The organism is Streptomyces sp. TAA040, from assembly GCF_000424845.1.
Window position 1 is genome coordinate 186,737 of the sequence record NZ_AUKR01000011.1, and the last position, 11,795, is coordinate 198,531.

At 69.3% G+C, this 11,795-nt stretch carries 12 protein-coding genes and 1 pseudogene; 4 read left to right on the forward strand and 9 right to left on the reverse strand.

Going from position 1 to position 11,795, the window contains the following annotated elements; genetic code table 11:
- Positions 1–71: 71 nt before the first annotated feature.
- Positions 72–575, reverse strand: coding sequence for a helix-turn-helix transcriptional regulator (locus H300_RS0111960; protein WP_486583715.1), 504 nt, complete (start codon positions 573–575; stop codon positions 72–74).
- A 330-nt stretch (positions 576–905) separates the two neighbouring features.
- Between H300_RS0111960 and H300_RS0111965 the strand changes: the two genes are divergently transcribed.
- The 4 genes from H300_RS0111965 to H300_RS0111980 all read left to right on the forward strand — a co-directional run bounded on the left by H300_RS0111965 (position 906) and on the right by H300_RS0111980 (position 6,306).
- Positions 906–2,441 (forward strand): DnaB-like helicase N-terminal domain-containing protein, encoded by a 1,536-nt coding sequence (locus H300_RS0111965; protein ID WP_028427609.1) that lies wholly within the window; start codon positions 906–908, stop codon positions 2,439–2,441.
- A gap of 404 nt (positions 2,442–2,845) precedes the next feature.
- Positions 2,846–3,829 carry a DUF2637 domain-containing protein gene (locus tag H300_RS0111970; protein WP_028427610.1) on the forward strand — a complete coding sequence of 328 codons (984 nt, stop codon included), beginning with the start codon at positions 2,846–2,848 and terminating at the stop codon, positions 3,827–3,829.
- Between the two features lie 249 nt (positions 3,830–4,078).
- Positions 4,079–4,612: a MobC domain-containing protein gene (locus H300_RS0111975; RefSeq protein WP_028427611.1), complete on the forward strand. Its 534-nt coding sequence runs from the start codon at positions 4,079–4,081 to the stop codon at positions 4,610–4,612.
- Positions 4,609–6,306, forward strand: coding sequence for a relaxase/mobilization nuclease domain-containing protein (locus H300_RS0111980; RefSeq protein WP_028427612.1), 1,698 nt, complete (start codon positions 4,609–4,611; stop codon positions 6,304–6,306). Before H300_RS0111975 ends, H300_RS0111980 begins: the two co-directional genes overlap by 4 nt.
- Positions 6,307–6,326: 20 nt before the next feature.
- Here the strand turns inward: H300_RS0111980 and H300_RS26505 are convergent.
- The 8 genes and pseudogenes from H300_RS26505 to H300_RS0112020 form a co-directional block, all read right to left on the reverse strand.
- Positions 6,327–6,873 (reverse strand): annotated as a pseudogene (locus H300_RS26505) (flavoprotein); the annotation flags it as partial.
- Between the two features lie 93 nt (positions 6,874–6,966).
- Positions 6,967–7,617, reverse strand: a complete 651-nt coding sequence (locus tag H300_RS0111990; protein WP_028427613.1) for a Sua5/YciO/YrdC/YwlC family protein — start codon at positions 7,615–7,617, stop codon at positions 6,967–6,969.
- A 4-nt stretch (positions 7,618–7,621) separates the two neighbouring features.
- Complete coding sequence (locus H300_RS0111995) at positions 7,622–8,386, reverse strand: phytanoyl-CoA dioxygenase family protein (protein WP_028427614.1); 765 nt, start codon at positions 8,384–8,386, stop codon at positions 7,622–7,624.
- Complete coding sequence (locus H300_RS32375) at positions 8,359–8,730, reverse strand: creatininase family protein (RefSeq protein ID WP_486583718.1); 372 nt, start codon at positions 8,728–8,730, stop codon at positions 8,359–8,361. The genes H300_RS0111995 and H300_RS32375 overlap by 28 nt, the downstream gene beginning before the upstream one ends.
- Positions 8,727–9,524, reverse strand: a complete 798-nt coding sequence (locus H300_RS0112000; protein WP_028427615.1) for a class I SAM-dependent methyltransferase — start codon at positions 9,522–9,524, stop codon at positions 8,727–8,729. Before H300_RS0112000 ends, H300_RS32375 begins: the two co-directional genes overlap by 4 nt.
- A complete protein-coding gene (locus tag H300_RS29270; RefSeq protein WP_051269970.1) occupies positions 9,521–10,186 on the reverse strand; it encodes an HAD family hydrolase in 666 nt (221 codons plus the stop codon). The genes H300_RS0112000 and H300_RS29270 overlap by 4 nt, the downstream gene beginning before the upstream one ends.
- A complete protein-coding gene (locus H300_RS29275) occupies positions 10,186–11,565 on the reverse strand; it encodes an enolase C-terminal domain-like protein (protein ID WP_078515926.1) in 1,380 nt (459 codons plus the stop codon). The genes H300_RS29270 and H300_RS29275 overlap by 1 nt, the downstream gene beginning before the upstream one ends.
- A partial coding sequence (locus tag H300_RS0112020) for a transposase (RefSeq protein WP_028427616.1) occupies positions 11,562–11,795 on the reverse strand: 234 nt, incomplete at its 5' end. The genes H300_RS0112020 and H300_RS29275, both read right to left, overlap by 4 nt.

Below are 11,795 nucleotides of genomic sequence, written 5' to 3' on the forward strand. Positions count from 1 at the left end.
TGTGGGACTGCAGGGGTCCGCCACGGAAGGATCGGCGGCGTTCGCAGCGCCGAGGTGACCCCTGCGGGCGGTTACTGGGCCGGAGGCTCGTCGGTCTTGTCAGGGATAGACATGCGGTCGGGACCAAGCCAGCTCTGAAGCCTGTGGGTTGAGCCGCGGTGGCGGCGGAAATCGTCGCCGGAGGCGACCTCAAGCTCGTGCATGAGCATGACCTTGACCATGTCCTCATGCTCCGGGTGGGCCTTGGCGTAATCGTCGAGTTCGGCCATGATCCGGTCTTTGGCCTTGCCCAGGGCGTGCCAGTCCTTCCACTTTTCGACGTACTCACCGACGAGCCGTCGCACCTGGGGGTTCATGAGCTGGCCGGGAGGGCTGGTCAGGTCGTCAAGGGGCAGGTCGAAGACCTTGCAGAAACCGAGTGCCTCGTCGAGGTTGACCCTGCGGCGCGGCTTGCCGCTCTCGATCCGCCAGATCGCAGACTGGTTGATCGGATGGCCGGCCTTGGTCATCTCCTCGGCGAGCTTGGCCGTACTCCAGTCGCGGACCTGGCGCTCCATCTTGATGCGCTCGGCCACGTGAGTCTCCGGTTCCGGCCGGTCCGTTCCGGCGCGGGCAGCGCCGTCTTCGTCGCTCGTCGTTCCCACCTCCTCTCGCTCTCGACCTGGCGGTACAGCCGTGGCCGATGACGAATAGCTAACACTAAGCCGATCTGCATTGCAAGCCAATCCGATTTGAATCAATGCTGGTAGTGTTGTGGCTGTCCTCGGACGGGGGTGGACACGAAGAAGCCCCCGGCGCTGCGAAACACCGGGGGCGAAGTAGAAACCCCACAACCGCCATACCTAACGATTCGACCGGCCTGGCCGGGGTTGCCGCCCCATGTGGCCTGCCGGGTGAGGAGTTCTATGTCCCAGGGTACGACCCTGCCGTCCCAGACGCCATCCCGCTACGAAGAAGGCCCCACGCCGTCGCCACTGGACGGGGCGGAGCCTCCACAGAACGTGGACGCCGAGCGCGCGGTCCTCGGCGCCTGCATGCACAACAGCGACGCCATCGACGCGGCCCGGCCCGTCCTTGGCGACGATGCCTTCTACCGACCCGCGCACGAGACGATCTGGCGCACGTTGCTCACGCAGCACCGCGAGAGCAAGCCGACCGATCCGATCGCCCTCACCGAGCTCCTCGAGGAACAGGGCGACCTGCAGCGTGTCGGTGGTCGCCCCTACGTGTTCCAGCTCGCTGACGTGCTCTACGGCACCGGCAGTGCGGCGTACCACGCGGAGCTCGTCCGCAAGAAGGCCGACCTCCGCCGCCTGCGCGCCTCCGCGGTACGCATCCTCCAGCGGGCCCAAGAGCCGGGTGCCGACCCCGAGGCGATACGCAGCGAGGTCGAAACGGAAGTACGCGCCGAGCGTGAGCGCGCCCTCGCCTCGGGCCAGGGGCGCCTTAACCGCTTCGCCAGGGACGGGTGGTCCTTCGTCAAGGAGACCGGCGCAGATGCCGAGCCCCTGTGGGGAACCCGCGAGAAGACAGTCTGGGCCTCCGGCGAGAGCCTGATGATCATCGGCGCTCCCGGGGTCGGCAAGACCACCCTGGCCCATCAGGTGATCTTCGCCCGCCTCGGCTTGCAGGAGACGGTCTTGGAGATGCCAGTCACCCCCAGCAGGCGGGTGCTGTACCTGGCCATGGACCGGCCCAAGCAGATCGCCAGGGCCATGGACCGCCGTGTCTTCGCCTCGGACGAGAAGACCCTGCGCGAGCGGCTCGTGGTCTGGGCAGGTCCGCTGCCCGCCACCCTCGACAAAGAGCCCGACCTCCTCGCCGATCTCGCCTCCGCGCACCAGGCCGGCACCGTCGTGATCGACAGCCTCAAGGACGCGGTCAGCACGATGGTCGACGACGGCGCCGCAGTCACCTTCCACAACGCCCGCATGCGTGCCCTGCGCAACGGCGTGGAGATCATGGAACTGCACCACCAGCGCAAGGCCGCCGCCGACGCCCCGCGCGGCCAGCGCCCCAGCCTGGACCAGGTATACGGCTCCACCTGGATCACCGCAGGCGCGGGCAGCGTCCTCTTCGTCACCGGGAAGGCAGGCGATCCCGCCGTCACCCTGCACCACCTCAAGACCCCCACCGGAGAGGTCGGCCCACTGGACGTCACCCACGACCACAAGCGCGGCACCACCACCCTCGACCCCACCAAGGACCCCGCCGTCCTGCTGTGCACCGCCCCGAACGGGATGAGCACCCGCGAGCTGGCGACCGTCCTGATCGGTGGGGGCGAGCCCGAACGCGCCGACCTGGAGAAGGCGCGGCGCCGCCTGGAGAACCTCGTGGCCACCGGTCTGGCGACCAAGGTCGACGGCGTCGCCGGAGGAGCCGGAGGCGGCCAGCAGGCGCGTTACTACGCCTCCTCCCGCCACCTCACCGCCGTCGGCTGAACCCCCCGACGGTCCGCGCAAAGCAATCACGGAACCGTACACGCGGCCCTCACGCGTGCGCACCGCCGTGAACCGCTCACAGCGCACACGCCCACTGCAAAATCGCAGGTCAAGCGATCACGCGAGCGTCCACGCCGTACACGCACGCAGGCGATCACGCGCGGGCCCCCCTTTAGAAGGGGCCCGCGTGTACGCCCCCTCCGTGAACGCCCCTCACTTCCCCACCTTGGAGCCCGCCCTTGCACTCCCCTGCCCCACGCACACCGGCAGCCCTACACGGCAGCCGCGGCATCCACGCTGGCACCGCCCTGGCTCCGCTCGCCCCGGCTGCCGAGGAGGACCAACTTGACGTTCCTGGCGATGCTCGCCGAGCACCCGCATCCGCACCCGCTGGGCGTCGGCGCGTGAACCACTGGGGACACGTCCTGCTCGTCTTCGGCCTGGTGGCCGTCGTCATCATGGCTTTCCGTGTCTCGTGGAACGCGCTGTCCGACGTGGCCCGCGCCATCGGCGCCGACTCCACTGCCGCCCTGCTCTACCCGATCGTGGTCGACGGGCTGATGGCCCTCGCGCTCATCGCCACCCTCGTGCTCACCGGTACCGACCGAACGTTCGCGCTACGCGTACTGGCGACCTACACAATCGCCAGCCTCCTGCTGAACTACGTCCACGGCCTCATACCGGCCCTGCACACCCCGTCGGGCCAGTGGGGCCGACTGACCGACTTCGCCCCTGCGAACTGGGCCCTCGTACTGGTAGCGACCTCGCTCCCGATCGGGGCGATCTACTTCGGGTCGGACCTCGTGGCGAAGGTGCTGCACCACACTCCCGAGTCGGCCGACTCCGCCGAAGCAGCCTCCGCCCAGTCGGGTAGCCGGCAAGCAGGCGAGCAGGCCGCACAGTCGAGGTCTGACCAGGCCGGAACGGCCCCCGAGCAGCCGACCGAGTCGACTCCCGTGAAGGTCACCGAGACGCCCGTGACAAGGCCGACCGAGGCCGACAAGTCGGCTCCCGCCCCCGCGGCCCGACCGCCCCGGTCGGCCACCGTGACGAAGCCGACCGGAGCCGCCCCACGTCGGGCGACCGGTCGCGCCCCCGCCGCCAAGTCGACCGCCGAACGCACCCGCACCGACGCCGAAATCCTCGACCAGGCCCGACTCCTGACCGCCGACTGGAGCGACGACCGGCTGACCGCCGAGCGCCTGCGCAACGAGCTACGGATCGCCCAGAACCGCGCCCGCGCCCTGCGCGACCAGCTGCGGGCCGAGCGCACCGGCCAGGCCAAGCCCGTCGGGTACAACGGCTTCGCCGAGCCTCTCGACGGACTCGGCGAAGCCGCCTCCCAGCAGCAGCGGGAACCGGACACAGCCCCCGTCGGCCCCTCCTGACTCCCGCAAACGCACCGATCGCCCACCCTTCCGGCTCACCCCGTGCCCCATGCAGACCAGGACGGAGTACGGGGGCCGAGCGCAGCGAACACCCGGCACCAGCACCCCACGGAGAACCGATCCATGCACGGCCCACACCGCGAACTCCCTGTCCCTCAATGGGATATGACCACCGACCTCAACAGCGCAGCAAGGTATCCCGCTGGACCGTCCACAGGCCGGTCCCACGGGGAAGCCTTCGCCCCGGGGGTGGCGGAGGCTCTCGGGCACCAGGGGGTGCCCGAGGAGGAACAGCCCGCCGACGCCGACCCCGCCGCCGCTGCTGTGTCGCTGCCGCGTGCCGCCGACGTAGCCGCCCTGCGCCGAGTCGCCCGCCGCCGCAAGCCCGACCCCAACGGTCGGCGTGAAGGGCGTGTCGATGCCCGATACAGCGACGAAGAGAAGGCCGGCATCCTCGCCAAGGCCAAGTCGCTGAACATCAGCGGCGCCCATTACGTCGCCCTCGTCACCCTGGCCCACGTGCACGGCGAACTCACCGTGCCCGGCCAGCGCACCGAGCTGGACGACTACATCGACGAACTCAACACCCTGCGTCAGCAGGTCGCCGCCATCGGGCACAACGTCAACCAGATCGCCAGGAAGCTCAACTCCGGCGGCCCTCCCCACCCTGGGGACAGCGCCCTGCTGACCCAGACCGAGCACACCCTGAACGCCGTCGGCACGGCTGTCGGACACGTCGCGGCAGCCGCGAACCAGGCCGTCAGCCACAAGGCGACCCGATGATCGCGAAGATCAGCAGCGGCAAGAACACCGCCAAGTTGATCCGGTACCTGTACGACACGAAGAAGGCCAAGGACCACACCGACCCGCATCTGGTCACCACCTGGGATGGCTTCGCCCTCGATCCCGGCCGCACATCTGACGACTTCGACGCCACCAAGAAGCGCCTCGTGGCCGACCTGGACCTGCATGTCAAGCAGGCCGAGCGGCTCGGCCGCGCACCCGAGCAGCATGTGTGGCACTGCTCGATCCGCGCCGCCAAGCCCGACCACCACCTCAGCGACGACGAATGGGGCGACATCGCCCGCCGCGTCGTCGCCGCCACCGGCATCGCCCCCAACGGTGATCCGGACGGCTGCCGCTGGGTCGCCGTCCGGCACGCGCCAGACCACATCCACATCGCCGCCACAAAGGTCCGCGCCGATCTGCGCACCGCCCGGCACTGGAACGACTTCCTCACCGCCGACCACGAACTGGCCGCCGTCGAGAAGAAATACGGCCTGTTCCAGGTCGCCCGCGGTGACCGCACCGCCGCCAAACGGCCCACACGCGCCGAGCAGGAGAAAGCCCATCGCGCCGGGCAGGCCCGAACCGCTCGCGAACGGCTGCGCACTACAGTGCGCACTGCTGTGGCCGCCGCCACCAGCACCGAGGAGTTCATCCGCCTGCTGCAGCACACCAACGGCGTCCTCGTCGACGTCAAGCACTTCCCCTCCGGCGACGTGCGCGGCTACACCATCGCCCTTGCCGGCGACACCAACGGCAGACAGGAGCCCATCTGGTACTCCGGCTCCGCACTCTCCCCCGACCTGTCCTTCCCCAAGATCCGGAAGCGCCTCGGCACCACCGAACAGCCGCAGGGCCCGCGCCGGGCGAACCCTTGGTACCAGGCCACCGCCGCCGCGGAACGCATCCCCCACCATCTCGACCAGGCAGACGACGGGGCTGCCCAGGCCCACCTGGCCGCCTTCGGCGAAGCCCTCGACGCCCTTCCTCTCCTCGCACCCGAGAGCGTTGGCCCCCGACTCCGTCAGGTAGCGGAGATGTTCGAGCCTGTCACCCGCTCCCGCATCCAGGCCGAGCACCAACACGCCCGCACTCTGCGCGGCGCCGTGCGGACCATGGTCCGCGAGCCCGCCCCCAGGGACGGTGCCCTGCTGGCGATGTTCCTCGACGTCGCGATCCTCGTCGTCATCGCCGCCGCCCGTTGGCACCAGTTCCGCCAGCACGACCAGCAGGTCGCCGCCGCCCACCAGACCCTGCTCCACCTCCAAGCCGCCTACGAGCAGGCGACTGCCGCACCGCTGATCGTTCTCGCCCAGCGCCGGCCTCCCCAGCAGGTAGTGGAGCGGTACATCCTTCTCGTCCGGCAGAACGTGCACGACAACGCGGAACAGGTCCTGGAAGACCCAGCCTTCGACGCACTCGCAGCCGTCCTCGCCGATGCCGAGAACGCAGGCCATGACCCAGAGCAGCTCCTCCAGCAAGCCGCTGACCAGCGCGCCCTGGATGACGCCCACCGCCCGGCACGTGTCCTGGTCTGGCGCATCGAACGCCTAAGCGCACGGCCGGCACCCAGTGCCCGCGCGCGTGCGGCCCAGGCCCGGAGCACGGCACAGCGCCCCAGCGCACCGGTGCAGGCGCCGACGGCCGCCCCGGCCTCGCCGCCGCAGCCTCCACCAGCACGGCGGCGATGATCACGGCCGCGTTGACAGTTTGGGGCGAGCAGTGCCAGCGCCTCCTCCCATCGAAAGCGGTCGGAAGCGGTCGGCCCCGCCGCCGGCCTTCGGCCGGTGAGGCTCGTAGGAGCCGATCAGGACGCCCATCTCGCGCAACCGGTCAAGGCTCTGCCGGTACGCGGGATGGGCGGCCTGGGCGGAGTTGAGATACAGGAGGATGGCGGTGGGGATGCCGAAGCCGTACGCCTCGCACAGGATGCCCAAGACGAGAGTGTCGGAGATCCCCGCGGCCCACTCGTTCATCATGTTGAAGGTGGCCGGGGCCGCCGCGATGGCGTCGGCGGGTGGCAACGGACGCGGGTCGCCGGGTCAGCGCCAGGCCAAGCGGATCGGGTAGCCGGTCTGGGCCTCGACTTCCTCGGCGCCGATGAAGCCGAGGCCCTGCGGGGTGGCGACCGCGCCCACATCCCGGTTCGCTTCCTGGGCTGTGGTGATCAGCTTGCTGACGTCGTCGGCAATGCCGGAGGCGGACACGACGACGTACAGGAAGGGCTTCTTGGTCTGCTGGTCGGGCTGATCACTCAGGCTGGGAATCCCAGTAGACGGCTGAAGTATCCTCGACCGCCGGTCTACGGGACTCGGCCGTCCGTCTTCGCGTGACGCGGCTCGACAACTTCATCAGGAGGGCCGCACTTCCCGGCCAAGAACCGCGGTGACCGCTCGCTGGTGGACGAGGCCGGTGCGTACGAGTTTCACTTCCGGGGTGAAGCAGTCCACGATCGTCATGTGGTTGGCCGCAGGGCATACTCCTCCGTCGACGATGACGGACACCGCGAGGCAGGAGGCCGCGAGGAAGGCGTGGACCTCGTCAAGAGTCACGGCGGGGCCACGGTCGTCCGGGCCGGCATCGCCGGAGATGTTGGCCGTCGTCGCGGCGACGGGAACCTTGGCCCGCGCCGCGAGTTCGCCAAGGATGCCGGGGGCCACAGTGGTGAGCGCTGGCGAGCCGACGGCGGCGTGGCGTACGGCGTCCTTGGGGTCCCGCCAGGGCAGGAGGAGCGCGAGGTCACCGGGCCAGAACTGCTGGGCGAGCTTCCGTGCCTCGGCTCCGAGTTGGAAGCGCTGCTCGCAGACGGCGAGTGAGGGAGCGACGTAGGCGAGGGACTTGCCGCTGGGGCGCCGCTTGCCCTTGAAGATGCTGCCGGATGCGTCCGCGTTGCTCGCATCCGCGCACATCATGTACCAGCGGTTGGTGGGGACGATGACGAGTTCGCCGGATTCGATGGCGCGGGCCGCGGCGTCGAGTTCGCCGGGGTGGACGGTACGCATGGAACTACTCCTGGGAGGTCGGCGCGGAGACATCCACGAGAGGCGGGTAGTCGATCCAGGGGTCACGGAGGGCTTCGAGGCGACGGCCCGCGTGGGCCGGGTGGGAGACACGGAAGTACGCCATCACTCGGGGGAACGGCATGAGGTTCTGGGCCACCGTGTGGGGAACGAGGTGGTGCATGAGCAGGACATCCCCGGGTGTGCCGAGGAACGGGGTCCCACGCTCGCGGCCGATCTCTGGCGGAACCTGCTCAGTCATTCCGAGCGACCACTCGTCGGCGAACCAGCGGGCCATGGTGATGTGCCCGCCGGGAAGGTAGTGCAGTGCCCCGCACCGCGGGTCGCTGATGTCGGACAGGACGACGCCGACGAGCAGCGAAAACGTACGCAGCTCTCGCGGGTCCAAGTGGGGGCAGGAGACCCCGTCGACGTGCATGGCCTTCTCCGGTTGCACGCCGGGGAACTCGCCTTCGGGCACACGGATCTGGACCTGGGCGGTCGTGACCGGGTCGGCGTCACCGAGCAAGTCGCCCACGAGCCCGGCCGCTCCGGTGTCCGTGTACAAGGAGAGCAGCTCTGCGCGATCTCCCAGTTCCGGGGCGAAGGTGCGCCGGGAGTACGCGGGGATGTCGTCCGAAGTCATTTCCTTCCGGTACGACGCGTCGATCAGGGAGACGGCTCGCTTGACCTGGTCGGGTTCGGCCAGCCCGCGTCGTATGAGGACGCCGTCCCGTTTGAAGGTCATCTTCTCCTCAGCCGTAATACACATGGGCCCTCCGTGCGTCGGTCGGTTCGTTGGAGGTGGGTGGGACGAGCCGGTCGAGGACATCCGCGCACGCGCTCAGGGCGGCGGCGACGAGTGTCTGGCCGTACTTTTTGGGAGCTCGGTGCCGGGGTTGACCACGCAGGGGAGGTCGTGCCGGTCCACGACGTGCGTGGCCAGCCGAGCGGCGAAGCATCGGCGATGACGGTGTCGGTATCGAGCGGCAGGTGCGGGCCGTGCTGCTCCAGGGACCCGACCGGCAGGCAGAGGGTCGACTGCTCACTCAGCTCGGCCGCGACGCGCAAGGCTGTCAGCCTGCCGTCCGCCCTCTCCTCGCCTTCATCTGTCATTTCCCGCCCCGCCGTCCGAGGCGAATGAGGAACTCGTTCTCCTCGGGGAAGGTGTTGTTGTCGCTGAAGTCGGCCAGCCGCTGATTCAGAGCGGCCTCGAACTCCTTCAACCGGTCGCCGAAGAGGTGGGGTGCGGCGAAGGACGTGGAGTAGAGGTAGCCGAGGATGCTCTCGGCGGTCCAGGTGCGGTGGACCGGTACGCGAACTTCCTCGACCTCGTTGAAGGGCGATTCCTCCATGATCTCGCTGTAGGGGCGGTTGTGGTGCTGGAAGGTGCCAGAGCCCGCGCGTCGTTGCTCCCCGAGGAAGCTCTTCACGACGTCCCGAACGGCTTCCTTCCAGGGGCTGCCGGCGGCCCAGAAGCTGTTGTCCCCGAAGATCGCGACGACGCCGTTCGGAGCAACCTGCTCGTCCAGGAGGGCCAGGACGGCAGCTTGGTCGAGCCAGTGGAATGCCCGGCAGATGGTGACGAGTTCGGCCTGCCAGCCGGCGGGCGGGGTGAAGTCCTCTGCCGTGCTCTGAACGAGGGACAGGCTGGAGCCCTCGGGGAGCTTCGGCCGTAGCGCCGACTCGGCCGCAGCGAGCATGTCGGCGTCGTTGTCGACGGCGACGATGTCGTCAAAGCGGTCGAGCAGGGCCTCGGCCACAAGGCCGGTCCCTGTGCCGACGTCCAGGAGTCGGCGGGGGCCGTCGGGACGTGCCGGGGCGGCGTGGTCGAGTACTGCTGCCACATCGTCGGGGATGCCGGGACGGAACCGGCGGTAGTACGAAGTGGTTCCGGTGAAGAGGCTCATGCGACGCTCCCTGCTGCGAGGTGTTCGATGTGCGTGGCGGCTGCCGCCAGGTCGATGGCGACGAGCACACCGTGGTCAACGACCAATGATTCATCGGGGACTCGGCGCCCGCGGGATATCCAGACAGCCCTGCAGCCTGATTCGACGGCCCCCACGATGTCGCAGGCCCAGTCGTCGCCGACGTGGATCACATGATCGGCGCCGACACCGAGCTGGTCGACTACGGCGTGGAAGGCGCGCGGGTCCGGCTTGGTGTGGCCGATGCGGCAGGAGGGGAAGAAGTCGCTCACCCAAGGGGAGAGCAGACTGCGCAGTCCCTCGGTGTCGGCGTCGACGCACGTGACGTTGGACAGCGTGACCACATTCGCCACGGCACTGATCCGGCGCAGGGCCTCCGTGGTGCCGGGAAAGAGACGGAACGAGGCCGGGGCAAGGTCGCGAGGAAAGGCTTCCGCTGGCATCTCCAACGCCTCGCAGACCCCCGCCACCACGGCGTCGGTGAGCGCTGGTTGCGTGTGGAGACCGGCCCGCATGACCGCCCGAGCCTGAGCCGCAGGCAGCGGGGAGGCTTCGGCCAGCCGCATGGTCAGGCCAGGGCCGTCAGCGGTGCCGAGGGTTCCGCCGACGTCGACCGTTACCAGGAGCGAGAGTTCGGTGGTCATCAGGGCCTCTCTGTGGTCGTCGGCAAGGCGGAGACGATCGCTTCCACCCGTGCCTGCCGGATGGCGGTGGTCGTGGACTCGGACAGGAAGGTCAGGACGTAGCGCAGCTCCGCCTCGTCCAGCGCCCCCAGAGAGCGCCCCTGGTACGCGGCCACCTCCTGCAGGTCGGACGGAATGGGTCGCGGACGCAGTCCGTGCGGCAGGCGGAGCGTCCCCTGCCACGCTGTGCCCAGATCGGGCACAGCATCACGGCCGGCCGGACGCAGCACGGTGACGTCGTCAAGGGCCAGGATCCGCACGGGCACCGTCGAACTCCCCGTATTGAGGATCCCCTTGAGGAAGGTGTCATGTCCGTCGAGCCGCTCGGAGAGAACCAGCAGCGGTCCGTCCGGGCCATGGCTGACTGTGCCGGTAACGGGAAGGTTCAGCGATCTGCCGGGCATGTTGTGCTCCTCGGGGTCGTGCCGAGACCTGGAGTGTCCGGTCTCGTACAGGCGCTGGCGGCGCGGCTCCCACTGGAGCCGGTACTCGACAGCCGGCACAGCGTCGGGGAAGGCTGCCGCGAGATGGAGTCCGGGAACGATCGAGCGGCCGTGCGGGTATATGAATATGGCCTGGGCTTGGGCCAGATCGAGGATCTGCATCACGCGGGTGAGCCCGCCGCAGCCGACGACGTCGAGGGTCAGAGCACTCGGCCGCACGTACTGGATGAGCCCGGCGGGGTCCTCGTCGCAGTGCGCGCGCTCGCCGACGGCCAGGGGCAGGCGAGTAGCTGAGAGGAGTTCGTATGTGTCCGAGTCGTGGTGCGGCAGCGGATCCTCCAGCCAGCACAGACCGGCGGCGTCCACCCTCCGTGCGAAGGCCATGGCCACGGCTGGGGTCCAGGTGCCGACCGCGTCGACGGCGATGGGGGCGCCGATGGCCTCGGAGCCGCGCTCCACAGCCCGTGCCATTCGCTCAGCGGCCTCGCCGGCGGGGTCCTTCGGGGCTCGGCGAAGTCCCCACTTGGTGAATCGCCAGCCACCCGCCGCGACTCCACGCAGCACATTCAGGTCGTCGCAGCTGGTGAGGTCCTGCGTGAGCCACGAAGCATAGGCCGCCACGGATGGCTGCGGCGTCCCGGGTGCGAGGAGATCGGCCACAGAGCACGAGGTGAGGCGACCGTGAAGATCCCAGGCTGCGCAGTCGACCGCGCCGACCGCCCACGAGGCGGCGTCGGACGGTGCAGTGCGAGCAGCCTGTCGCAGTCGGTTGAGCAGGCCATGGTGGTCTGCGGCATTTTTCCCCTGCACGGCGGACGCCAGCGTGTCTCTCGCGTAGGCCCCGATCCGTTCGCTGACCGGGCCATAACAGGCTCTCCTGCCGTATGTGTGGGTCACTCTGTGGCGGGTTGGCGGCCGGGGAGGGGGGGGTTGTCACCGGCGAGGGGGAGCATGACGAGGGCGATGATGGCGTCTGCGGTGTGGAAGCCGAAGCCGCGGCGGATGATCAGGCGGGTCTTGGTGTTCGTGGACTCGATCAGGCCGTTGCTCATGCCGGTGGTCAAGGCGGCACGGATGGCGTCGTGGTGGCGGCGGATGCGGCGTTGGAGGTCGACGAAGCTGTCGAT